Origin of the sequence: Xenorhabdus stockiae (assembly GCF_002632825.1) — a bacterium.
GTDB classification, from domain to species: domain Bacteria; phylum Pseudomonadota; class Gammaproteobacteria; order Enterobacterales; family Enterobacteriaceae; genus Xenorhabdus; species Xenorhabdus stockiae.
Window position 1 is genome coordinate 1 of record NZ_NJAJ01000038.1, and the last position, 25,415, is coordinate 25,415.

General features: G+C 39.6%; 19 protein-coding genes and 2 pseudogenes. 13 read left to right on the forward strand and 8 right to left on the reverse strand.

Annotated features, from left to right (window positions below):
- The 4 genes from Xsto_RS22010 to fliZ form a co-directional block, all read left to right on the forward strand.
- Nucleotides 1-182: hypothetical protein (locus Xsto_RS22010; protein WP_211284337.1), on the forward strand; the 182-nt coding region annotated here is incomplete at its 5' end.
- A gap of 169 nt (nucleotides 183-351) precedes the next feature.
- The gene (locus Xsto_RS16615; RefSeq protein WP_099125802.1) at nucleotides 352-1,329 is read left to right on the forward strand and encodes a flagellin N-terminal helical domain-containing protein; all 978 of its coding nucleotides are present in this window, start codon (nucleotides 352-354) and stop codon (nucleotides 1,327-1,329) included.
- Between the two features lie 386 nt (nucleotides 1,330-1,715).
- Nucleotides 1,716-2,438 carry an RNA polymerase sigma factor FliA gene (locus tag Xsto_RS16620; RefSeq protein ID WP_099108236.1) on the forward strand — a complete coding sequence of 241 codons (723 nt, stop codon included), beginning with the start codon at nucleotides 1,716-1,718 and terminating at the stop codon, nucleotides 2,436-2,438.
- Between the two features lie 51 nt (nucleotides 2,439-2,489).
- On the forward strand, nucleotides 2,490-3,002 hold the full coding sequence (gene fliZ, locus Xsto_RS16625; protein WP_086956345.1) for a flagella biosynthesis regulatory protein FliZ: 513 nt from the start codon (nucleotides 2,490-2,492) through the stop codon (nucleotides 3,000-3,002).
- 225 nt (nucleotides 3,003-3,227) lie between these two features.
- Here the strand turns inward: fliZ and putA are convergent, their stop codons facing one another.
- Nucleotides 3,228-7,208 (reverse strand): trifunctional transcriptional regulator/proline dehydrogenase/L-glutamate gamma-semialdehyde dehydrogenase, encoded by a 3,981-nt coding sequence (gene putA, locus Xsto_RS16630; protein ID WP_099125803.1) that lies wholly within the window; start codon nucleotides 7,206-7,208, stop codon nucleotides 3,228-3,230.
- Between the two features lie 725 nt (nucleotides 7,209-7,933).
- Between putA and putP (Xsto_RS16635) the strand changes: the two genes are divergently transcribed.
- Nucleotides 7,934-9,418 carry a sodium/proline symporter PutP gene (gene putP / locus Xsto_RS16635; RefSeq protein WP_099125804.1) on the forward strand — a complete coding sequence of 495 codons (1,485 nt, stop codon included), beginning with the start codon at nucleotides 7,934-7,936 and terminating at the stop codon, nucleotides 9,416-9,418.
- Nucleotides 9,419-9,616: 198 nt separating this feature from the next.
- Nucleotides 9,617-11,101 (forward strand): sodium/proline symporter PutP, encoded by a 1,485-nt coding sequence (gene putP / locus Xsto_RS16640; protein WP_099125805.1) that lies wholly within the window; start codon nucleotides 9,617-9,619, stop codon nucleotides 11,099-11,101.
- A gap of 49 nt (nucleotides 11,102-11,150) precedes the next feature.
- Here putP (Xsto_RS16640) and Xsto_RS16645 read toward each other — a convergent pair whose 3' ends face one another.
- Nucleotides 11,151-11,792: a hypothetical protein gene (locus Xsto_RS16645; protein ID WP_099108232.1), complete on the reverse strand. Its 642-nt coding sequence runs from the start codon at nucleotides 11,790-11,792 to the stop codon at nucleotides 11,151-11,153.
- A gap of 380 nt (nucleotides 11,793-12,172) precedes the next feature.
- The gene (gene ghoS / locus Xsto_RS16650; protein ID WP_099108231.1) at nucleotides 12,173-12,481 is read right to left on the reverse strand and encodes a type V toxin-antitoxin system endoribonuclease antitoxin GhoS; all 309 of its coding nucleotides are present in this window, start codon (nucleotides 12,479-12,481) and stop codon (nucleotides 12,173-12,175) included.
- Nucleotides 12,482-12,820: 339 nt separating this feature from the next.
- Here ghoS and Xsto_RS16655 point away from each other — a divergent pair, with 339 nt between their 5' ends.
- From Xsto_RS16655 to Xsto_RS16665, 3 genes and pseudogenes are all read left to right on the forward strand, one after another.
- The gene (locus Xsto_RS16655; RefSeq protein WP_211284338.1) at nucleotides 12,821-13,030 is read left to right on the forward strand and encodes a hypothetical protein; all 210 of its coding nucleotides are present in this window, start codon (nucleotides 12,821-12,823) and stop codon (nucleotides 13,028-13,030) included.
- Nucleotides 12,987-13,737: pseudogene (locus tag Xsto_RS16660) on the forward strand (IS630 family transposase); the annotation flags it as partial. The gene Xsto_RS16655 and the pseudogene Xsto_RS16660, both read left to right, overlap by 44 nt.
- 207 nt (nucleotides 13,738-13,944) lie before the next feature.
- Nucleotides 13,945-15,435 (forward strand): hypothetical protein, encoded by a 1,491-nt coding sequence (locus Xsto_RS16665; protein WP_099125806.1) that lies wholly within the window; start codon nucleotides 13,945-13,947, stop codon nucleotides 15,433-15,435.
- A 338-nt stretch (nucleotides 15,436-15,773) separates the two neighbouring features.
- Here Xsto_RS16665 and Xsto_RS16670 read toward each other — a convergent pair.
- The 3 genes and pseudogenes from Xsto_RS16670 to Xsto_RS16680 all read right to left on the reverse strand — a co-directional run bounded on the left by Xsto_RS16670 (nucleotide 15,774) and on the right by Xsto_RS16680 (nucleotide 17,492).
- A pseudogene (locus Xsto_RS16670) lies at nucleotides 15,774-16,674 on the reverse strand (transposase).
- Nucleotides 16,675-16,755: 81 nt separating this feature from the next.
- Nucleotides 16,756-17,079: a phage holin, lambda family gene (locus tag Xsto_RS16675; protein ID WP_099125807.1), complete on the reverse strand. Its 324-nt coding sequence runs from the start codon at nucleotides 17,077-17,079 to the stop codon at nucleotides 16,756-16,758.
- A 179-nt stretch (nucleotides 17,080-17,258) separates the two neighbouring features.
- Nucleotides 17,259-17,492, reverse strand: coding sequence for an EamA family transporter (locus Xsto_RS16680; RefSeq protein WP_099125808.1), 234 nt, complete (start codon nucleotides 17,490-17,492; stop codon nucleotides 17,259-17,261).
- Between the two features lie 847 nt (nucleotides 17,493-18,339).
- Between Xsto_RS16680 and speD the strand changes: the two genes are divergently transcribed.
- A complete protein-coding gene (gene speD, locus Xsto_RS16685; RefSeq protein WP_244590429.1) occupies nucleotides 18,340-19,815 on the forward strand; it encodes an adenosylmethionine decarboxylase in 1,476 nt (491 codons plus the stop codon).
- A 94-nt stretch (nucleotides 19,816-19,909) separates the two neighbouring features.
- On the opposite strand, the gene Xsto_RS16690 is transcribed toward speD, so the two are convergent.
- Nucleotides 19,910-20,413: a GNAT family N-acetyltransferase gene (locus tag Xsto_RS16690; RefSeq protein ID WP_099125810.1), complete on the reverse strand. Its 504-nt coding sequence runs from the start codon at nucleotides 20,411-20,413 to the stop codon at nucleotides 19,910-19,912.
- 119 nt (nucleotides 20,414-20,532) lie between these two features.
- Between Xsto_RS16690 and Xsto_RS16695 the strand changes: the two genes are divergently transcribed.
- Nucleotides 20,533-20,805 (forward strand): nuclear transport factor 2 family protein, encoded by a 273-nt coding sequence (locus Xsto_RS16695; RefSeq protein WP_099125811.1) that lies wholly within the window; start codon nucleotides 20,533-20,535, stop codon nucleotides 20,803-20,805.
- Between the two features lie 183 nt (nucleotides 20,806-20,988).
- Here Xsto_RS16695 and cycA read toward each other — a convergent pair whose 3' ends face one another.
- Entirely contained in the window at nucleotides 20,989-22,389 is a 1,401-nt protein-coding gene (cycA, locus tag Xsto_RS16700) for a D-serine/D-alanine/glycine transporter (RefSeq protein ID WP_099125812.1), read from the reverse strand.
- Between the two features lie 686 nt (nucleotides 22,390-23,075).
- On the opposite strand from cycA, the gene Xsto_RS16705 reads away from it, so the two are divergent.
- Together Xsto_RS16705 and Xsto_RS16710 are read left to right on the forward strand one after the other, a co-directional pair.
- Nucleotides 23,076-23,822 carry an OB-fold protein gene (locus tag Xsto_RS16705; protein ID WP_169926666.1) on the forward strand — a complete coding sequence of 249 codons (747 nt, stop codon included), beginning with the start codon at nucleotides 23,076-23,078 and terminating at the stop codon, nucleotides 23,820-23,822.
- Nucleotides 23,823-23,899: 77 nt separating this feature from the next.
- Nucleotides 23,900-25,180: an AAA family ATPase gene (locus Xsto_RS16710; RefSeq protein ID WP_244590430.1), complete on the forward strand. Its 1,281-nt coding sequence runs from the start codon at nucleotides 23,900-23,902 to the stop codon at nucleotides 25,178-25,180.
- Nucleotides 25,181-25,415: the final 235 nt, after the last annotated feature.

Below are 25,415 nucleotides of genomic sequence, written 5' to 3' on the forward strand. Positions count from 1 at the left end.
GTCCTTCCTTTTTGTGTTTTTTTGGTTTTGCGATTAAAAAGTTCGCAAAAATAGGACTGAGTTTCTTTGATTCGCCTATCATTTTGAAAAGCTATTTAGAGATTAATGAAAGACTCCTGCTTTTCTTCACCGTAGGCCAGCCTTTGGCTTGGCAAATTCGTTTCTTTGCAGCCACGATGTAACTTGAAATCCATAGGAGATACAAGGAGTAAGAAAAAAATGAAAAACTTTTTTCAAGAAATATTAAAGGTTCTTTTTAAGTAGCCGATAAAACTGTTGGCGGTGATGAACACCGTGAGCAAACAGGCTCAGACTAATTATATCGACTTGATTTTAAAAAGGAACTCTACTATGGCATCAGTAATCAATACTAACTATTCATCTCTGCTGGCTCAAAACAACCTGACCAAATCTCAGGGTACTTTAGGTTCTGCTATTGAGCGTCTGTCCTCTGGTTTACGTATTAACAGCGCGAAGGATGATGCTGCTGGTCAAGCGATTGCTAACCGTTTCACTGCTAACGTTAAAGGTCTGACTCAGGCTTCACGTAACGCAAACGACGGTATCTCCATTGCTCAGACTACCGAAGGTTCTCTGAACGAAATCAATAACAACCTGCAACGTATCCGTGAACTGAGTGTTCAGGCTACAAACGGTACTAACTCTTCAAGTGACCTGAAATCCATTCAGGAAGAAGTGACTCAGCGCCTGAGTGAAATTGATCGTATTTCTGAACAAACTCAGTTTAATGGTGTAAAAGTATTAAGCAAAGATACTACTCTGAATATTCAGGTTGGTGCTAACGATGGCGAAACTATCAAAATTGATTTGAAAAAAATTGACAGCAAAGAATTAAAACTGAATGACTTTAGCGTTGCATTGAAACAAACACCTGAACAAGAGGAAAATGTAAAAAAAGCTGAAGAAAAAGTAAAAGCGTCTGAAAAGGCGGTAGCAGAAGAAAAGGATGCTGGTAAAAAAGCCACAGCACAAAAAACTCTTGAAACAGATCAAGAAGCTCTTGAAACAGCAAAAAAAGCAGGAACACCAGCTACAGAAAAACCATTGGCTAAATTAGACGAAGCTCTGTCTCAAGTAGACAGCCTGCGCAGCTCACTGGGTGCAGTTCAAAACCGCCTGGAATCCACTGTTAACAACCTGAACAACACTGTTAACAACCTGAGCGCTGCTCGTAGCCGTATCGAAGACGCTGACTACGCGGTTGAAGTTTCTAACATGAGCCGTGGCCAGATCCTGCAACAAGCTGGTACTTCTGTTCTGGCTCAGGCGAACCAGGTTCCACAGACCGTTCTGTCTCTGCTGCGTTAATTTTTATTACCCAGCTAAGGGCTTATGCAGGGCAACCTGCATAGCTCCTGCTTATATGATAAGGATCGGCTTGCCGATCCTTATTTTTTAGGTGCTATTTAAAGGGAATACCCTAAGTATTTCGCGTTGTATCGCGGCGGCAAGGGAGCGAGCCCCTGAGCATAGATAGACTATGCGACTGGGGTGAGTGAGCGAAGCCAACAAAGAGACAACGTGAAAGACGACGGGTATTGTCAGGGACAGCCTGAAACTTGCGATACAAGGCGGACAACAAAAAATTTCGCATAGGTGAAAAAGAAGCGCTTTTACTTCATTGTTCAAACGATTGTACCCGTTAGGGGATTGGATAATGGTATCCAGTCTCTTATCCAAAGGTGTCTGTTGTTGTGAGCGATTTGTATACCGCCGAAGGCGTGATGGACAAAAATAGCCTCTGGAAGCGCTATGTACCACTGGTTCGCCATGAAGCACTGAGGCTACAGGTGAGGTTGCCTGCCAGTGTCGAGCTTGATGACCTGCTTCAGGCCGGTGGCATAGGGTTGCTGAATGCAGTGGAGCGTTACGATTCCCTACAGGGAACGGCGTTTACCACTTATGCAGTGCAGCGCATCAGAGGTGCAATGTTGGATGAGTTGAGGAGCCGTGATTGGGCGCCACGCAGTGTGCGACGCAATGCACGGGAAGTCACGCAAACCATCCGTAAACTTGAGCAAGAGTTAGGCCGTCCAGCCAGTGAGCAGGAAGTTGCTAAAGAATTAAAGATTAATCTGATAGAATATCGGCAAATACTGTTAGAAACCAATAACAGTCAGCTATTTTCTTATGACGAATGGCACGAAATTTACGGCGAAAGCTGTGAGCCAGTGATTGAGGAAGAGCATGAGACAAATCCTCTCCAACAGTTATTGGAAGGTGATCTCCGTCAGCGGGTTATCGATGTTATTGAGTCGTTACCTGAAAGGGAAAAAATGGTTCTGACGCTGTACTATCAGGAAGAACTGAATCTTAAAGAGATTGGCGCGGTGCTTAATGTGGGGGAATCTCGCGTGAGTCAGCTCCACAGCCAGGCAATAAAAAGGCTGCGGGCGCGTTTGAATCCAGAGAAGTAACTTTTTGCTTATTTGTTTTTTGTTAAGACTACACACAGGGCTTTATCTCTTATGTCTGTTACAACACAAAAGAAACGGCCTCTTAGCCGTTATATTAAGGACTATAAACATAGTCAGACTCATTGTTTGCATTGTCATAAGACTCTTGACCGTATTTCCCTTGTTTTTAACGGTCAGGTTATCAATAAAGAAGCAATTTCCGAGATGACCGAATTGGTTGATGACAAAACATGGAATGAGTTACAGGGTAAATTTGTAGCGCTGTGCCGCTTCTGTAGTGAAATTTATTGCAATAGCCAGACTGATTATTTCGACATTATGTCATTTAAACAGTATCTGTTTGAACAAACCGAGATGAGCCACAGCACAGTGCGTGAATACGTGGTTCGTCTGCGCAGATTGGATGAGTTACTGACCTCAGACAATTATCCTGAAGAAGAGTTTACACCAGAAAAAATTCAGGAAAAATTGAGTGAGAAGCTGTCCGAATCTGCTTTCAGTAATTACAATATCGCGCTGCGTAAATACGAACAATATCTGAGCTGGCAACAGAACGGGCATTGATTAATTCGGCAAAAACATAGCGTCTGTTTGGCTGAACAATTTGGTCAGTTTTAGAGGGGAATGTACAAATAGTGCATTCCCCTTTATTTTTAATAAATCATGTTTTATATGTCTATTTAGTTATAAATATATAACCAAATAGAACTAAGCGGGATATTTTAATCATTTGATTTAATCAAATGATTATAAATAAATTGTCTAATCTATTTTTTTAATTCCGCTTTTTTAACCGATGGTCATTAAGCTGGCATTTCCTCCTGCCGCTGCGGTGTTAACACTCAATGAACGTTCATGCAGCAGGCGCTCCAGCAACAGATTAGTTTCGCCCCGGACAAAACCCTGCACTGAAACAATCGGCCCTTTACGTTGTGCAACAGTTTCACATACCTGCCGTAACTGATCGCAATCACCGTGATAAATAACCGCTTCCATAACTGTGTCTTCATTCTGCCAGTCACTCACTAAATAAATGGCGTGACGAACTTCTTTTGGTAACTGTTTCAGTAACTGCTGGTGAAGCTCATCCTTTTCCCAGACCGCCTGACAACCAACCGAAAGCACTGCGGCTAACTGAATCAGAGTATCCTGCTCATTATCTGCAAGACAGAGAACCTGACCGCGCGGCAACAGGGTGTAGGTATTGCGTTCGCCCGTTGGTCCCGGTAGTAAGCGCGTTGTCCCGCCCTGAGCCAGTAAAGCGTATTCCTGAATGATGTGGCTCAGTTCCGAGTGGTTATTTGATGTAGCCCATTCAGCCAGTTTGTTGAAAGGAGAGTGCAGGGCAGTGCGAATGGTGGCATCCAGCGGATATTCCTCATCCTGACGCGCTAATGTCTGAGTTGCAGCATTGACAGGGCGTTGAGACAACAGGCGATAAAGATAGAGCGGCCCACCGGCTTTAGGCCCGGTGCCGGATAATCCTTCACCACCGAATGGCTGAACACCAACAACGGCACCGACCATATTACGGTTAACATATAAATTACCGACTTTTGCCTTACCAGTGACCTGAGAGATGGTTTCATCAATACGGGTGTGAACGCCTAATGTTAACCCATAGCCGGAAGCGTTAATCTGGTCAAGCAGTTGATCTAACTCGTCCCGCTTGAAACGGACAACGTGCAGAACCGGGCCGAAAATTTCTTTTTTCAGCTCATCAAAACTTTCCAGCTCAATAAGGGTAGGTTTGACGAACATTCCCTGTGGCCATTCCTGACTGTCTGCCGCGTTTTCATGTGTCGCCTGATAAACGGTTCTGCCCTTAGTACGCATAGTCTGAATATGGCGCTCGATATTCGCTTTTGCTTCCGCATCGATCACCGGGCCGATATCGGTGAACAGGTGCTCAGGATTCCCCATCCGGCATTCTGCCATTGCGCCTTTCAACATGGTGAGTGTTCTGTCTGCAACATCATCCTGTATACACAGAATACGCAGGGCAGAGCAGCGCTGACCCGCACTGTCAAAAGCAGAGGCAACCACATCAGTGACAACCTGCTCAGTCAGGGCGGAGGAATCGACAATCATCGCATTCATTCCGCCTGTTTCTGCGATCAATGGCGTCGGGCGGCCCTGAGCATCAAGACGTCCGGCGATATTACGCTGTAACAGGCTGGCAACTTCGGTGGAGCCGGTGAACATCACGCCACGCACACGCTCATCGCCTACCAGCATAGAACCGACAGTTTCCCCTTGCCCCGGCAATAATTGTAGCACTTCGCGCGGAATGCCTGCCTGATGCAGCATTTTAACGGCGACCGCTGCAATCAGTGGTGTCTGTTCTGCTGGTTTTGCCAGAACGCTGTTACCAGCCGCTAATGCAGCGGCGATCTGACCGGTGAAAATAGCCAGAGGGAAGTTCCACGGGCTGATACAGACCACAGGCCCAAGCGGGCGATGGGTATCGTTGGCGAAATCCTGACGCACTTGAGCGGCGTAATAGTAAAGGAAATCCACCGCTTCACGAACTTCTGAAATGGCATTGTTGAACGTTTTACCTGCTTCACGAACCAGAATGCCGAGTAGGTATTGCAGGTTATCTTCCATTAATTCCGCCGCGCGTACCAAAATAGCTGCACGCTCTGACGGTGGTGTGGCAAACCAGATGGTTTCAGCATTGGTGGCGACTTCCAGTGCGTGTCTGACTTCCTGTTCCGTGGTTTCACGCACATAACCGACGATATCAGAAGAGTTGGCCGGGTTCTTGACCGGATTGGCAACCGGTAATTCCTCAGTATGAGTATAGTTACCACCCAATAACGGTTCGCTGTTCCATATTTCCATGGAAGAACTCAACAATGCGCTGGAAAGAGAAGCCAAACGGTGTTCACTGGAAAGGTCTAATCCTGATGAATTGACACGATTTTTACCATATAAGTCAATTGGTAATGGAATTTTCGGATGAGGCAGGCCGATTTGCCCTTCAGATTTAGCCAGTTCATGAACCACTTTTACCGGATCGGCAACCAATTCATCTATCGGTAGGTTGGTATCAGCGATACGGTTAACGAATGAGGTATTCGCCCCATTTTCCAACAGGCGTCGAACCAGATAGGCCAGTAAAGTTTCATGGGTTCCGACCGGTGCATAGATTCGACACGGACGATTCAGCTTGCCATCCGCAATTTTACCGACCACTTGTTCATAAAGCGGTTCTCCCATTCCGTGCAGACACTGGAATTCATACTGCCCCGGATAATAATTCTGCCCTGCGATATGGTAAATGGCAGACAGAGTATGGGCGTTATGAGTTGCAAACTGAGGGTAAATAATATTAGGCACAGATAGCAACTTACGGGCGCAGGCAATGTAAGAAACATCGGTATACACTTTGCGGGTATAAACCGGATAGCCTTCCAGACCGTCAATCTGGGCACGCTTGATCTCACTATCCCAATAAGCCCCTTTTACCAGACGGATCATCAGTCTGTGGCGGCTGCGCTGGGCTAAATCGATAATGCTGTCAATAACGAAAGGACAGCGTTTCTGGTAGGCCTGAATAACAAAACCAATTCCGTTCCAGCCTTCCAGTTGTGGTTCAAAGCAGAGTTTTTCCAGCAAATCGAGGGAAATTTCCAGCCTATCCGCTTCTTCTGCATCAATATTGATACCGATATCATACTGGCGGGCCTGTAAAGTCAGGCTAAGCAGGCGAGGGTAGAGTTCGGTCATCACGCGTTCATACTGGGCGCGGCTATAGCGGGGATGCAGGGCGGAAAGTTTGATAGAAATACCCGGCCCTTCATAAATGCCCCGACCGTTCGATGCCTTACCAATCGCATGAATGGCCTGCTGGTAAGAGACCATATAAGCCTGTGCATCCTCTTCGGTCAATGCCGCTTCACCAAGCATGTCATAGGAATAGCGGAAGCCTTTTTCCTCCAGCTTGCGGGCGTTGGCAAGGGCCTGAGCAATAGTTTCGCCTGTGACGAATTGCTCTCCCATCAGACGCATTGCCATATCTACACCTTTGCGCACCAACGGTTCACCGCTCTTGCCGATGATTCGGGTTAGCGATTTGGATAACTTGGCTTCGTTATGAGTAGAGACTAATTTACCGGTAAACAGTAAACCCCATGTCGCGGCATTAACGAACATGGATGGGCTTTGCCCCAGATGTGAGTGCCAATTACCGTTACTGATTTTATCGCGGATGAGTGCATCGCGGGTGGCTTTATCAGGAATGCGTAACAGGGCTTCGGCAAGGCACATCAGTGCGACACCTTCCTGTGAAGAGAGTGAAAACTCCTGTAGCAATCCCTGAACCAGACCGGCGCGCCCAATACCCTGTTTTTGCTGGCGTAATTTCTCTGCAATAGAGTATGCGAGTTTATGTGCCGCTTTGGATTGTTCTTCTGGTAATTGAGCTTGTTGCAGTAACATTGGAACTGCCTGTGTTTCAGGCAACCGATATGCCGCAGTAATTGCAGAACGTTTCACCGATTGGGGTAAAATGTGCTCGGCAAAGTCCAGAAACGGCTGATAACGGGTTTCAATCGGTGATTCTTCTTCGGAAATCTTTTCTTCTTTGTTATCCTGAGCGGCTGATATTTCCGGGATCTTTTCCTCATTTTCAAGACGTTCGAGATAATTAAAAATGGCTTGCTTAATCAGCCAGTGTGGTGTGCGTTCAATTCGTTGTGCAGCAGCTTTGATGCGATTGCGCGTTGCTTCATCGAGCTTCACGCCCATAGTGGTACTACCCATTCTCACTCCTTAATAGGAAGACTAATCAAGTTACGGAACAATATCTTCCATGTTGCAACTTTGTGCAACTTTGTTAAAAGCCATTATTCAGAATTTGTGAAATCAATCTGATTTTGAACATATAATTTGTGGCTCATGATTATTAATCTATTATCTACATGATAGATAAGCATTTATTTTTATTTGGCTACATAGGGTTTTTTATGGAAGGTGCAACTTTATGGGTGATAAATGTGACTTGGCGAGCGTTTCTTGTAAAAAATGCCGTTAATCAGTTGTTAAAAATGTTTTAGCTAATTTAGGATAGAAAGTGATTTTTAAATAATTACAAATATAAATTACATACCGGAACAACGCCACCTTCAGGTGAAATAATCTTCAGGTACAACTCTGGTCTACCCAATAAACTTCGAGTTGCATACAGCCAGAAAAAGGCAGTCTGAAAGCAAGATGGGTAAAACCTGACAACAGAACACCTTGTCCTGAGAGAGATATTGCGCTGAAAGAAGTGGGAAATCTATACCCAATGAATTTCAAGCTGCATCGCGGCGGCAAGGGAGTTCATCCCCGGGAGCATAGATAACTATGTGACTGGGGTGAGCGAGCGCAGCCAACAAAGAGGCAGTTTGAAAGACGACGGGTATAAGTACAGAACACATCATTGACGCAAATCAAGTAGTCTGAATAAACAGGATTTGCAAAAAATACTATGGAGAAGAACCTGCATGACAGTAAATTCACCAATGCTAATTACCTTCATTGTCTATATAGCCGGGATGCTGCTGATAGGCTTCATGGCTTACCGTGCCACCAAGAATTTCGATGACTATATTCTGGGTGGCCGGCGATTAGGCAGTGTTGTAACAGCACTATCTGCTGGCGCTTCTGATATGAGTGGCTGGTTATTAATGGGGTTGCCGGGAGCAATTTTTTTATCCGGTGTATCAGAAATCTGGATAGCGTTGGGCTTATTATTGGGAGCCTATCTGAACTGGCGCTGGGTCGCAGGCCGATTACGTGTTCATACAGAAATCAATAATAATGCGCTGACTTTACCGGATTATTTCACCAACCGCTTTGATGATAGCAGTAAAATTCTCCGTATTATCTCTGCCGTTGTTATCCTGATTTTCTTTACTATCTATTGTGCGTCAGGCGTTGTAGCGGGTGGTTTGTTGTTTGAAAACACATTTGGCATCAGCTACGAACACGCAATCTGGCTGGGGGCGTTAGCTACGATTGCCTACACTTTCCTCGGTGGATTTTTGGCGGTGAGCTGGACTGATACCGTACAAGCAACCTTAATGATTTTTGCTTTGATTCTGGTGCCTGTGCTGATTTTACTCAACGTGGGCGGCGTGGAGAAGGCCATTACCATTATTGAGGCGAAAAATCCTGTCTATATGGATATATTTAAGAACCTGAATTTTGTGGCCATCATTTCATTGTTGGGCTGGGGATTAGGTTACTTTGGTCAGCCGCATATTCTGGCCCGTTTTATGGCCGCAGATTCTCATCAGACTATCCATAAAGCGCGCCGCATCAGTATGACGTGGATGCTGTTATGTCTTGCGGGTACGTCAGCGGTGGGTTTCTTTGGTATTGCATATTTTTCAATCCATACAGATCAGGCTGGCCCGGTATTACAAAACCATGAGCGTATTTTCATGGAGCTGGGCATACTTTTATTTAATCCGTGGATCACGGGTATTTTGTTGTCTGCGGTTTTGGCGGCGGTCATGAGTACACTGAGCTGCCAGTTGCTGGTGTGTTCCAGTGCTCTGACAGAAGATTTTTATAAAGCCTTTATCCGTACGAAAGCCAGTCAGAAAGAACTGGTATGGGTCGGACGGATGATGGTGCTGTTGGTCGCAGCTATTGCCATTGTGATTGCGACTAACCCAAATAATAAAGTGCTGGCTTTAGTCAGTAATGCTTGGGCGGGTTTTGGCGCAGCATTTGGCCCAGTAATCCTGATTTCGGTGATTTGGCAACGTATGACACGTGATGGCGCATTGGCAGGTATGCTGGTGGGTGCAGTGACTGTACTGGTATGGATGAAGTTTCAGTGGTTTGGTCTATACGAAATCATCCCCGGATTTATTCTGGCCTCGCTTGCCATTGTGGTGGTGAGCTTGTTGGGCAAAGCACCAAATAAGACGATCCAGCAGCGTTTTATCGAAGCCGAAGCTCAATATAATACTAAATAAAGATATATTCAGAGCCTCTGAAGTAGCAGAGGCTCATTTCTTATCCTGTCCGATTCAATTACCATCTTTGCTTACCTTTACACGTAATCTTCAGATATCACTCAGATAAATCCAATAAATTTTGAATTGCATACAGCCAACAACAAGGCAGCCTGAATAAACAGAATTTACAAAAAAATACTATGGAGAAGAATCTGCATGACAGTAAATTCACCAATGCTAATTACCTTCATTGTCTATATGACCGGGATGCTGCTGATAGGCTTCATGGCTTACCGTGCCACCAAAAATTTTGACGATTATATTTTGGGAGGACGGCGTTTAGGCAGTGTAGTAACTGCGCTATCTGCTGGTGCATCTGGTATGAGTGGCTGGTTATTTATGGGGTTGCCGGGAGCAATTTTTTTATCCGGTGTATCAAAAGGTTGGATCGCGTTGGGCTTATTACTGGGAGCCTATCTGAACTGGCGCTGGATCGCAGGCCGATTACGTGTTCATACAGAAATCAATAATAATGCACTGACTTTGCCGGATTATTTCACCAACCGCTTTGATGATAGCAGTAAAATTCTCCGTATTATCTCTGCCGTTGTTATCCTGATTTTCTTTACTATCTACTGTGCGTCAGGCGTTGTAGCGGGTGGTTTGTTGTTTGAGAACACATTTGGCATCAGCTACGAACACGCAATCTGGCTGGGGGCGTTAGCTACGATTGCCTACACTTTCCTCGGTGGATTTTTGGCGGTGAGCTGGACTGATACCGTACAAGCAACCTTAATGATTTTTGCTTTGATCCTGGTGCCTGTGTTGATTTTACTCAACGTGGGCGGCGTGGAGAAAGCCATTACCATGATTGAGGCGAAAAATCCTGTCTATATGAATATATTTAAGAACCTGAATTTTGTTGCAATCATCTCATTGTTGGGCTGGGGATTAGGTTACTTTGGTCAGCCGCATATTCTGGCTCGTTTTATGGCGGCAGATTCTCACCAGACTATCCATAAAGCCCGCCGGATCAGTATGACGTGGATGTTGTTATGCCTTGCGGGCACGTCAGCAGTGGGTTTCTTTGGTATTGCGTATTTCTCATTCCATACAGATCAAGCTGGCCCGGTATTACAAAACCATGAGCGTATTTTCATGGAGCTGGGCATACTTTTATTTAATCCGTGGATCACGGGCATTTTGCTGTCCGCGGTTTTGGCGGCGGTCATGAGTACACTGAGTTGTCAGCTGTTGGTGTGTTCCAGCGCACTGACCGAAGATTTTTATAAAGCCTTTATCCGTACGAAAGCCAGCCAGAAAGAACTAGTATGGGTCGGACGGATGATGGTGCTGTTGGTCGCAGCTATTGCCATTGTGATTGCGACTAATCCAAATAATAAAGTGCTGGCCTTAGTCAGTAATGCCTGGGCGGGTTTTGGCGCAGCATTTGGCCCAGTTATCCTGATTTCGGTGATTTGGCAACGCATGACACGTGATGGCGCATTGGCAGGCATGTTGGTGGGTGCAGTGACTGTGTTGGTATGGATGAAGTTTCAGTGGTTTGGTCTGTACGAAATCATTCCCGGATTTATTTTATCTTTACTTGCCATTGTGGTGGTGAGTCTATTGGGTAAAACACCAAATAAGACGATCCAGCGGCGTTTTATCGAAGCGGAAGCTCAGTATAATACTAAATAAAGATATATTCAGAGCCTCTGAAGTAGCAGAGGCTCATTTATCCTAATTATTACCAGCATATCCATCGTTTGGGATCTCCAGCATATTCAAGTTTTGTCCCTTCTGGTGGTTGAAGAAGAGTAATAGTCCACCCTTGATCTGAATCCTTAAAATTACCAGTTTGATTATTATATGTATCATTGAGAGAGTGGATTGTTATTGGTTTTGAATTAAAATTCGCGCGTATATAATCTGGCGGAGGTGCTCCATCAGTTTTTTCACTTATTTCTCTCAGATTTGCAGGGCAATATTGTTTAGAATAAAAAACTGTCCAATAATACCCAGATATGAGAGTAGGAGAGACTTCTATCATTCCTATCCGACCAGACCATAGTAGTTTTTCATCTTGAGTAATAAATTTAAATCCTGTTATTTTTGCAGCATGAAAGCAGTTGAGAGAATTTTTATCTTCCCAAGTAAAAGTCCCTTTTTTTCCCGGCCCTACTGTTATCACCACGGGATTGCCTTCTGTTGGTTGATATGTGCAAACAGCATAGACAGATGGTGCATAGACAGTGATTGTATAATTTGTTCTATTATCAATAGTTATCGGGTGATATCCAGAAGAAAATGCTGAAATTGATGTGGTAGTAAGTAACATCATAATAATCAAATTAAACATTCTATGATAAATTAAATTTATGATTTTCATAACAGCTCCTTACTTATTAGTAAGTAAATAAAAAATTACCCCTTCTAAAGGAAACGTTCCATTAGCGAATGGTGGTTTTTTGTTCTAATATATTATTAAATAATAGTCTATATTTTTGATTGTTCTAATTATTAATGTTTAATAAAAATTATATTAATGTATCTTATCTTTAATGATGAATGAGATGAGTTGTTATTTTCAATTAATTGTTTTTACAGGGGATGTTTTTAATGGGAGGATTTGATTTTTATTTTTTAGTGCTTTTTCTACTGTATATAACGAGATAGGTGATAGTGAATATGAAAAATATCAAATTTTCTTCAATAACACGATTCTCCAGCCAATCGGTTGACTGGAGAATTCAATTACCTAATTTTTAATTAGGATTCAGATGCAGATGCATTGATGGATGCAGGATAAAGATATGCAGACCATTCATTATATTGGCAAACAAATATTGACGGATTTCTTGCTGAAAGTGGAGATGCTAATTTATAAACTCGATCTCTTATTTCAGCAGCAGTATTTAATGAGTAACCAACATAAGTGCCGGCAGGTAAGGCCATAACATTGCCATTTGAAAATACTACTATGTTATTAAAATTAATTGTTTTAAGTGATTCGTTAAGAGCACTAATTTCTCTTGGGCCTGCACCATAGATTTCAACGCGGATTAAATAATTAGCCATGGATTACCTCTCTTTTATTTAATGTTTGAATAAAATCATTCATCGGTTTTCTGTGTGCAGAATACGATGATATTTATATCCAATCTCTTTCCGAGGTTGGTATGCTGGAGAATCTAACAGGTATTAATGACATTACGCCATATCATTAAATCACAGTTATTTGATGAAATGTTTTTAGAGGATTTTGAATATAATATTTATTATCAGATCTGCTATTTAATAGCTCTACAAAGATATAGATCTTTATATATTTGACTATGGGGAACCTCTAAAAACTTTTCATCGCCGCCTAACCGAGTAAGATACACACAGAATACATTTTTGTAAGGTAATGCCATCATGATCCTACCTCGCTCTGCTTTGAAAAAAGACAAGTTGGCGGTCGAGTATCATCGGCAGAAAATAGATGAATTAGGCAACCCACTATTTTTGCTTGATAAATATGTCAATTTGTCGGCACTCACGGAGGTGGTTGACTGTGCGATGCCCCGCATTGTTTCTCCTAAAGGGGGACGCCCGCCGACTCATGGCACTCTTAATGTTACATGAAGGTCAGACCGTTTCTCATATCGTTAGGAGCCTTCATTACTCACGTTCTTCCGTCCATCGTTGGATAAATTGGTTAATATTATATGGGTTGGAAGGGTTAAAAAGCTTACCAAGAGGAAGGCCTGCTCGATGGAATTCAGCTCCGATTTTTAGCTTGCTGTCATTCTTATTATCACACTCCCCACAAGATTTTGGCTGTTTGTGTTCACGTTGGAGTATTAAACTTATCACTCATATAAACGGTTTTTCACTGTCTAAAAGGACAACAAAAACGCGTGATGGTGCTGGGGAAAAATCAAAAGCACTACCTTGCAGGTTGCCTTGAGGAACGAATAGGTCAAGTGACCTATGTCTGTGGTATAAAGAAAAACTCTGATCTATTTATCAATATGTTAGATAAAACTAATCGTCAGTATCGCCAAGCCAAAAGTCTCATATTAATTTTGGATAATTATGGTATTTACAAAAGCCAGAAAGTCAGGGAATGGCTAAAACAACATCCTAAATTTAACCTGTTATTTTTACCGGTTTATTCGCCAAGGCTAAATAAGATTGAACGTCTGTGGCAATCTTTGCATGAAACCGTCACACGGAATCATTGCTGTCGGTATATGTGGCAACTCTTAGCGTGCGTTGAAGAATTTATGACTACCTTTTCATTAGGGTTACAGCCGGGGGTGATAAAAATGAGTGTATCGTTATTATGAAAGCTTATTTATATGATTGTGGAAATATTAAATATATTTTAACAGTTGTATAAATAATAATTTTTATTAGAGCTTTAATGAAAATTATTATTTATTTTTATAATAAGACCCTTTATAAAGCATGTAAATAATAAAAGTTTTTTATTGTTTATATATAAATTAATTCAAATAATAATTGTTGCTTATTAAAATCTAAGGAATAATATTATGGCTGATAATTTATCTATTGATTTTAAAGGTGCTGATGTTTTTCAAGGGTCAAATCTTATTATAATAGCCACTTATACCGGAGATTCTTCACATAAAGTACTTAAAACCAGTAATATTATACTTGAAAATAATCCACGAAATGCAAATATATCGATAAAAACTTACGAAGATACTAATAGAAAAATAAATATTGATGATACTAATAATAAGATGGTAGTTCCTTTTATTATTGAAATAAAAAATTGCGCAGACGCATCTGATATAAAATTAAAGTTTTCAACTACTATTACGGGATCCTCTGTTAAAAATGTTACCTATAAACAATATTCATTAGTAGATGGTAGCATAGATATAAGTTCATTAGAGCCTTTAGCTATAGGGAGCACTGTTGTTAATGATCTTAATCCAGTAAAATATCCACAAAATCCAGATAAAGATCATCCAAAATTAAATATAGTAATATATCCAAGAACTAGCACTAATAAATTGTTACCCTATTGTCAAATTCCATTACATGTAGAAGGTATACAATATACTCGTTTGTATAACGGTACCACAGAAATTTTTCCGTTCAATAATAATATGTATTATGTTAATACTGATAGTTCTGGAAACCTCGATATCAATTTTTATGCGCAAAGTCTAACCGATACATATGCTGCAGAAGTGATTATTTCTAATACGATGTATGATGGTAATTTTCCTTCACAAAAAAATGCATTATTTTTTACAAAAAATATAATACCTTCGGATAATTTAGATAATCCTTCAATTACTAATATAAGTGGAGACGAGGTACCTCCCCCTTCAAATAAAAACGATTTATTTTTTGAAGTTACACTACCTCAATCAGCTCAACTAAATATATTAGATACTATTTATATTATGAGTGATATAGATATTAAAACACCTACAGTATGCATATCTGATATGTATACTGAAAATAAAAAATTTAATGTTCCTTATAAAATATTCACTCCTTTTCAATTAAATATATTATATTACTATGTTTTTACTGCCAGACAAGATATTTTTAGATCAAAAAATTTAATTTTTAGAGTGGGTGGGGATTCTAATACCTATGTTCCACCAAACGGAAATCTTAGAATACCCATAATTAACAATTATTTAGGAAATCCAGTTGATCAATTTTTTACTTTTGGTATAGATAATCTTGGAACGGGAATAACTTGTGTTATTCCCGTTGGTACTAGGAATTCACCTCAAATAAATGATATGGTTACTTGTATTTTAACAATTATTACCTATGATTCAGATGGAATTTTACAGCCTCTTGTTACGACAATAGGTAATTCTCAACAAGTAAAAAATGTGACTCCAATTACATTTACTATTGATAGCTCCATTTTAAAAGGTTTTGGTATAGACTATACTGATAATCCAACATCTTTTTACATTAATTATTTAGTTAATCAAAGAAAATATTCGCAAAGCTGGGAAGGATATCTAGATACGGTTGAATTATAGTCTAAATCAATATAATTCATAAGTATTATTATTTAAATTTATAAATAGGAATAATACTCTATCTTTGGGAGTATAACTAATGATTATATCTAAAGATAAGTTACTTAAAAAACCAGATTACCTCAAAGAGATTATAATATTGGAGTTCTTGATGTTAGTTTAAAACAAAATGATTGCATGTTAGTTATTGTTGATCGCTTTGGTGGCGAAAGCCCTAATCAAGATATAACTATAGGGAACCTCTAAAAACTCGCCCATGAAAAAATAAGGTCAATTTTGTCCCCAACTGTAATAAAGTTGACCTTATTGAGTGTGATTCTTTCTGACTTTTTTAAAGATTAAAAGGCATGAATCTCCGATTTTCCAAAATAAACCAAACACTGTAAATCATAGCAGGTTGCCATTAAGGTCATCCTGAGATTGGCACGCCATTGACCACTTCAGATAGTCTTGTTCCTTCAGCACCTGCTCACGCTGATGGCTGGCATACTCCTTGTCAGCATAAATATCCCGACTCGTATTGGCCTGTCCAAAACGGCTTCAAAATATGGCTGTCATGGACAGAGGCGGTTCCTATGGCGCTCTGACGAATGACTTTGTACTTTGCATCGACATTAAGCGTGAGTTTGTAGCCAAAATAACTTTTTCCGTGTTTTTTGTCCAGGTAGCACCTGTCTCTTTCTGGTGTCGTTTGTTTTTCGTCCAGTTATCCGGGGTTTTACCCTAACGGATCGGTTCATTCTCTTCTTTTTCTTTCTTATTATGTTGTTTAGGAACCGGTATCAACGTGGCATCGATGATTTGACCGCCACGGGGAATGAATCCCTGTGCGGAGAAGAGTTGATGTTTGGTTTCTTCAAACAAGGCATTGGCCCCTTCCTGTCCGAGCCGTTTTTCAAAACACCAAATTGTGTTGCAGCCCAGAATATTAATGGCTTCAGTCAAACGACAAAATCGTTGCCAGCTTATTCAGTCAATTAATTGATATTACATCTTTTCATCGTAAAGGTGATGGAAATGTTTCAGGATAATGACGCGAACCATCACCTCCGTGGGGAACGGTGGGTATCCCCCTTTAGGAGAAACAATGCGGAGCACCGCACAGTCAACCGCCTCCGTGGGTGCCGACAAGTTGACATATTTATCAAGCAAAAGGAGTGGGGTGCTTAATTTATCTATTTTCTGCCGCTGATACTCGGTCGCCAATTTGTCTTTTTTCAAAGCAGAACGAGGTAGGATCATGATGGCGTTACCTTACAAAAATGTGTTCTGTGTGTATCTTACTCGGTTAGGCGGCGATGGAAAGTTTTTAGATGTTCGCTACTTATGAGCCTTTTCCTCCAGGCGTTGCTCAATAGCGCGTATCACAAATTCGCGTAATTTCTCCACACCAAGAAAACCCACTGCTCCGCCAAGAGCAGGTGATACGCTGACAGGAATACCAATCAACTCTAGCCCGCTGGAAAATCCCCATGAAAGTGCTCCACAGAGAAGAGGCTCAGCCCAGCGGTTTCTTCGTTCCACACCATCATAAATCAGCCGCCCATAACAGATCATGATAGCCAGCAATGCACCAGATATCTGTGGCCAGGCATTTCTCAGGTAGTACATAAGGTCAATCCATAATTCAGGATATTCTTGCATTATTCGCCCCGTAATTTGTTTCCGGTGGTTCAATCACAATGCCTGAATTAAAATTAACTGGGCAGAGATTGGATTCCGGTGTTCAGTGATAGGTCACATATGTCCATAATAGCGTTAGCATCGGATATCCACATTTTTATAAAGTTGTACCTTGCATAATACGAGCTTCACAGTGAATTTTATTGTGAATTTTTCCCTGATATCTTACTAATACCCTGCCCAATCAGTACACCAATAATAGTGAGTGCACTACCGGTAAGTTGGGTTAGACTGGGGCAGTCGCCTACAATAGCTTGTATTGCTAATGCAAAAACAGGGACAAAATTAAAAAATATTGCTGTTTTACCTGCGCCACGAATAGCAATTGCCATGTTCCAGAAGAGATAAGCAACAACAGAACCCGCAATCTCCATATAAAAATCAGCTAAATGCTGCAATTAATGTCAGGACAATCGCTAATTGTGGTGTATTTCGTATAAGCATATTATTGACTCGATCAAATTTTCATGAAATCAAACTGCTTGTTTTTTTATCATAATGATTGTGACATAGTCGAAAAAAAAGATATTTAGATATAAATAGAAAATAATTTTCCCAAAATGGAAGTCATAATATGCAATCACTTATTTGGGATGATATTCGTGTATTTCTGGCAGTGGCTCAGACTGGAACTATCCCAAACAATATATCAAATTTATATATGCTGGTTGACTTAGGCTTGTAGTCTTCTGTTTGAATTGCTATGCGACAACAGTTGCTAGCATACATTCGACTCAGAAATGTAACGACTGAGGTTCAGATGGCTTTCATAGCCATACATAATGATAGTGTAATTTAGAGAGGTAAAATGTGATTGTTTTAATTAAAGATATAACTAATGTTTATAGATATAGGTTGGTCATGTTATAAATAACTTATGCTTATTTGTTGTTTTTTTTCAATATTTAAATCTGTAATTAATCTATTTTATTCGTAATAAATGTCATTTTCACTGTTTTTAATAAAGATAATATTTTTTATTTTAAATAAAGTGATTATACTATTGAGTTGTAATCACTTAACAGAAGTGTTTTTATCCATTTTGGGTAAATATTCCTATTGCAAAGTTAAATTATTTAACATAGATTGCTTGCAAATTATAATATTGATGTTGCTGGTAAGTAAATTAATAGGTAATCATTTTTATTATATTGTTGATATGAAGGACTGAACGTCATATAAGAGATTAAAATGAATATACTCTGTACTATAAAGAATAATATGAAGTTAGAACAACCTATTGAAGTACTGGAAAAATTACTTTCTTATTTATATTTAGATGATTGCGTATCAAATAAAGAACTATCATTAAAAATAGGGTTGCCTATTCCTCTCGTATCCGCATTTAAAAAAGAACTGATAAAATTAAATTTTGCGGAAAATAAAGGGGTATTTAAACTCAAGCTAGAGGGTGTTCAATATATTCAGAATGAACTTAATTATAAGCTTGTTGATTCTGAATTATATAATTCACTTTCCTCAGAAGAGGAGTGTGAAAGATTTAAAGATGATTTAGCTAGTTTATTGGTTCCTATATATGATAGCCGACCTCGCGTTAATGTATTGTTGGATCAGGCTCATGCTACTTTGGATACATCGGTACGCAGGGTAATGCTGCTACTCAAAAACCCGATAATATTTAAGCAAAAGATTCTTTTTTTAGGTGATGATGATTTAACATCTATAGCTTTAATGATGGCATTCAAAAAACTGGGCCATCATGATAATAAAAATATTCATGTTAAAGATCTTGATGAAGATCTGTTGAAATTTATTGGGTATGTATCAGCGAAAAATAATTTTACGATTAATACTGAGCATTTAAATCTGAAAGAACCAAATAGATACGCCCGAATATTTGATGTGATTTTAACAGATCCACCCTATACTCTTAGTGGATTAAAGCTATTTTTGTCAAGGGCGATTAGCTTCTCTAAAAATGAAGGGAGTGAGATATTATTATCATTTGGACAAAAGAAGCCTAAAGAAAATCAGGAAGCTCAAAAACTTTTTAGCGATCAGAATCTTTTTATCAAAAGTATCTATCCACAATTTAATAAATATTATGGTGGGAGTATTATAGGTAACGTCAGTGACTTATATATTCTTTCTGTCACAAAAAATACATATCCAATCATTTCAGGTAATGTTGATTATTCAAATAAAATATATACCGGAGAAATTAATCCACGTATAAAATTTTATCAATGTAAATCGTGCAACAATCGGCTTACGATTGGATATGGAAAAGACATATTAACTATAGAGCAGCTGATAGAAACAGGTTGTAACAAGTGTAGCGGAACCAAATTTCAATATCAGGGGCAAGAAAAAATCCATTTGCCTCCAGAAACAAGACAGTTTGGCACTCATATCATCATAGAAATGAAAAACTGTGAAAGTGACAAATTGAAATGTATATCAACTATTGAGAATATGATGGTTGATATTTCTCGTAAGTGTGAATTTGATGTGATTAATTACCATTTTCATCAATCGGAATCACGTGGTATCAGTGGGGCAATGATATTGGAAGGATCACATTTTACTATTCATACGTGGCCAAAATATAGCTATGTAGCACTTGATTTATTAATTTATAGTGATTTTAATCATCAGGATACACTTATAAAGCAGTTGCAGAGCCAATTAAATTCACAGGAATATGAGTGCAAAATATTGCAACGAGGGTTTTAATATAGCTCATGTCTGGCTGATAGATTATCTGGCCAGACATATAGAAAATAAAATCTTTTTTAAAGAAAATAGCTATTCTAGTTCTAATGAAATTTTATAAACCCTGTTCATTTATTAGAGACATATCCATAACATTACAATACCGCCCCTGTTTAAGGGCTGCTTTACGTTGAATACCTTCCATTTCAAAACCAAACTTAGTATAAAGAGCTATTGCCTTTTCATTATCGGTGAAGACTTCCAGATCAATCCTAATGCAACCAAGCCAATTGAAAACATAGTCAATGGCAAACTCCATCATTTCTGAGCCGATACCTCGGCCTGAGTAATCGGGATCAATACCAATACTGAGGCTGATAACATGTTTTCGCCTTGGGTTAGGGTAACTATATAATCCCAGAGTACCAACAACTTTACGGTCTATTTCTGCCACGAAGTCGAATACCCCTTGAGTTCTATTATTTTTAAGACGCTCGCGCCACATTTCAAGAGATGGGCATGGGCGTTGTAATGTATAGATATAAACATCGTGATGGCCATAAATTCGTTGAAAATGCTCAGCATCTTCAGTTTCAGCAGATCTGATTTTAGTTTTCATATATTCCTCTCCTGAATTTGACTTTACAATAAATACCCGATAAAACATTAAATGTAAATATAATGTTTAAAAAATAAATAATACTGTCTTTCCTTAATTACTAGAATTTAAGGATATCAATGGATCAGGAAAATTCAGCCATACTTGCAATAATAAAAAGCTTTGAAATCAGCATGCATGGAGAAAAAAGATATGATATTGAATGGTTAAATCGCATCCTACATGATGATTTTCTGGAAATAGGGAAGTCTGGTTATATTTATACGAAGAAAATTGTGGTGGAATCTTTAAAGGAAGAAATAAATATTATTTCTCAAATTTTTCAGAAGATTTTAATATGCAGATTTTGGATAAAAATATTGTGCTGCTTACCTATAAATCTTATGAAGTAAATAAACAAGGGCAGTCATATAACGAAGCATTGCGTTCATCAACCTGGCAGTTATCAGCATCGGGTGTATGGCAACTCAGATTCCATCAGGGAACAAAAATGGCGGATTCTCAATAGAACCCATAAAAATGGCCCGGATTCCGGGCCATTCTATTATGCATAGATTTTTATCATTCTTCTCTTATCAGCGGTGGGTTTTGCGCCTTTTCACAACCTGATACCCGATCATTAAAATAATGAACCAGACAGGAGTTGCAATTAATGCTTGTCTGGTATCTGCTTGTAAAGACAGCAGGACTATGACAAAAGCAAAAAAAGCCAGACAAACCCATGACATCACGATACCAAACGGCATTTTGTAAACAGATGCTTTATGCAGTTCAGGACGATGCTTACGGTAGGCCAGATAGGAGCACAAAATCATACTCCAGATAAACATGAACAGAATGGCTGATATCGTTGTTACCAATGTAAAAACACGCATTACATCAGGAATAAAATAGATCAGAATAACGCCGCAAGAGAGGCATAAACAGGTAAAAATCAAACCTGATGCAGGAACTGAACGCCGGGAAAGTTGGCTGAACTGTTTTGGTGCATTTCTTTCCTTAGCTAAACCAAATAACATCCGGCTGGTAGAGAAGACCCCGCTGTTTGCTGAAGATGCAGCAGAAGTCAGTACTACGAAATTCACAATGCTGGCGGCGGCAGGTAACCCGATCAGAACAAACAGTTCCACAAAGGGGCTTTTATCCGCCACAATTGCACGCCATGGTGTAACTGACATAATGACAATCAATGCGAGTACGTAGAATGTAATAATCCGGACAGGAATGGCATTAATTGCTTTCGGCAGCGATTTCATCGGGTTTTTGGTTTCTGCCGCCGCTGTCCCGACTAATTCAATCCCAACAAAAGCAAATATTGCGATTTGAAAGCCGGCAAAGAATCCGCTCAGCCCCATAGGGAACATGCCTCCATCGCCCCAGACATTGGAAAGGGAAGCAATATGCCCAGCGGGAGACTGGAAATGACTACCAATCAACACGCCACCAATCACAATTAAGGCAACAATGGCAACAATTTTGATCATCGCAAACCAAAATTCCAATTCACCAAACAGTTTGACTGTTGCAAGATTCAGTGTCAGTAAAATCAAAACGCATAAAAGAGAGGTCGCCCATTCAGGGAAACCAGGTGCCCAATACCCGACATAAGAGGTGATGGCAACAACATCAGCAATACCGGTAATTACCCAGCAGAACCAATAAGTCCAGCCCACAAAAAAACCGGCCCATGGCCCCAAGAGGTCAGCTGCAAAGTCACTGAATGATTTATAATGCAAATTAGAAAGCAATAGCTCTCCCATTGCCCGCATCACGAAAAACAGCATAAACCCGATGATCATATAAACGAAAATGATCGAAGGCCCTGCAAGGGAAATAGTTTTACCTGACCCCATAAACAGGCCGGTTCCAATAGCGCCCCCGATAGCAATAAGCTGTATATGTCGGTTAGTCAGGCTTCGCTGAAGATGCGAGCCTTCAGTTTCAGGTGGGTGTGTGGGTTGTATATTTTCTTCCATAGTTGTATCCAATTTATTCTCACAGCATGGCCTTAATACCCTCAGGCTGTGTTTAAGACGCCATTGTGACATAGACAACTACATTATTAACAGAAGGAATTTACACGAAAAACCAATAGAACGTATTTTGAGCTAAATATTGATGGTTCTGTTTACTCATCCTAATCCTCATTTTTATAAATACATATGTTGATGTTCTGTCTCTCAGCGATGGCATACTTTGGGATGAAGAAGTTCACTTTCGACGGATTCATTATTCCAGAATTCAGATATAAATATTGTTTGATGAAATTTAAGGTAGACCATTAATTAATCATATGTAAAAAGCAAAATAGCCAATATAGTGTATGGGAGATAATATAAATAGGAGAATAAGACATGAGTAAATATATCGTTGTTTATAACGGTCTTGATAATAATGATGGGGTTTTGCAAATAACCTTAAAAATAGATAATTAATCAATTATTCAATCAGTAATTTGGATTGTTAATAGTCAATATTACTGTTCTAAAATTTTAACTTCATTGGATAAGAGGGATAAATTATATTGTTATGTTATTGTTTAATGATAATAACTGGTAATATTTTACATTGACTATTATTCAGAGTAATGTGGATTAAATTTATCAGTAATGGACTCCTTAAATGTGGAAGTTTTGTTGGTTTGAAATTTAGGTTATTGATTATGATTAGAAAACTAGCACAATTGGTTGTTGCGGTGGTTTCTGTGTTATTTTGGCAAGTTGCTGTAGCAAACAGTGGGATTATTCCTTTTACTGAAAATGATGCTAAATTTGCAAAATCGCTTGTTGATAATGAGGTTAAACTGTTTTTTTCTGGCAAAAAAAAATCTAATGATTATGGGTATATTCATATAACTGCAAAGGATTTATACAAAAGGTATTCCGAAAATGAAGTTAAAGCAAATAATGATTTAAAATATAAGAAAGTTATCGTTTTCGGAATTATTAAAAGTATAAATAATTACTCTTCTGATGGTAAAGTCTTCATTGCATTAAGTGCTGGAGGGTTTTTAGATACTGTACATGCAACACTGAGTAATGATTTTCAGGATTATGCGTTAACATTACGTAAAGGACAAAAAATTACTTTAGCCTGTGAAGTTGCCGGAACTGCTGTTGGTGAGCCTTTTTTAAAGCGTTGTATATCAGAAAATAAAGCAAAAGAACAAGTTACTAAGTCTATTATATCTCAGATTAATAGAGTGGTTAGTGGAGATAAGAATGAATCCAATAAAGTAGGTGTTAATATAGTTGCATTAACAAAGTTAGTTGATTTATCCACTAATAATTTCTCTATTTGTAAAAAAATAGATATTTCTTGTCTGAATAAATCAAAAAGCTCAGAGTGGAAAAAGTATGTAGAAAAAAACAGAGATCAAATAGAGTGGTATAAAGAAATGTTAGAGTAATAAATATTGTAATGAAATGATTAGCTTGATAACTATGTTTTCGAGTGATTCTTGTATGGGATTTTTTTCTGTTAAAAATGATTGCCATTTATATTCTTTTAGGTAAGGATGATATCCCCACAGATATCATTATTTCTATTGATTTAATGATTGCTAAAAATAAAAATGATAATCAGGAAGATATTGATCTTATGATATCGACATTAGCTATCAATAATTATCGTTCTATTCGTGACCTTCGTATTACTCTTGCTCCTCTTAATGTGATTACAGGCGCAAACGGTAGCGGTAAATCTAATTTATATCGTGCATTACGTTTGCTATCTGAAACAGCTCAAGGTGGTGTAGTAAATTCTCTAGCGCTGGAAGGTGGGCTGGATTCTGCATTTTGGGCCGGGCCGGAAAATTTTTCAGGTGCGGTACGTGCAGGGCACATGCCAGTACAGGGTGGGGTTAGAAAAGAAGTAAAACGGTTACGTCTTGGGTTTGCGACAGATTCGTTTGGTTATTCCATCTCCCTTGGTCTGCCTCACCCGTCTAGCTCTGCTTTTGCGCTAGATCCAGAAATTAAACAGGAATGTATTTGGGGAGGAGGGCGTTATCATCCGGCTGGTGTATTGGTAGAACGAAAAGGGGCAATAATCCGGGTTCGTGATGGGCGAAAATGGCAAATTACTTCAGAACATATTAATAGTTTCACCAGTATGTTTGATCAGCTTTCTGATCCTTTAATGGCTCCGGAAGTTTTTCATATGCGTGAGTTTATTCGTGGTTGGCGTTTCTATGATCATTTCCGGACAGATAGTGATGCTCCTGCCCGAAAAGCTCAGATTGGTACCCGCACTCCAGTATTGCATCATGATGGGCGGGATCTGGCTGCTGCCTTACAAACTATCCGCGAAATAGGTGATGCACAATTACTGGATGAATCGGTTAATGATGCTTTTCAGGGAGCTTCTTTGGCAATTACCCGTTCCAACGAAGGGCTATTTACATTACAGTTTCGTCAGTATGGTTTAATGCGCGCGCTCTCCGGTGCTGAATTATCCGACGGAACGCTACGCTACTTGTTATTGATTGCGGCATTACTGACACCACGTCCACCATCAATGATGATATTAAACGAGCCAGAAACCAGCCTGCATCCAGAACTTTTACCTTCATTGGCTAAATTGATTATAAAGGTTTCAGCTCAGACTCAGGTTTGGGTTGTTTCACACTCTCCAGTATTGATTTCAGCACTACAGCACTCTTCGCTTTGTCAGACTATTCAGCTTGAAAAGCAACTAGGTGAAACTCATATCATTGGTAGGGATATACTGGAAGAGCCATCATGGCACTGGCCAGATAGGAATTAAAATATCTATCGTCTCAGGTTGTTTCGCTGAGAGATTGTGATTCTTTTCACGCTTTACTTCCTATAAAGACAAAACTAGGAAAATTTCCTAGTTTATCTAAGACAATAGCTCAAGCCAATTTTTAACCCCTTTCTTAGAATCTCAGTAATAACAATACCTACGAAAAAATTCGCGTTTTAGCGAGCCGCCTTTTTGATTTCCACCTGCATTAAAAAGGTTTTCTTTGTCGTGGTTA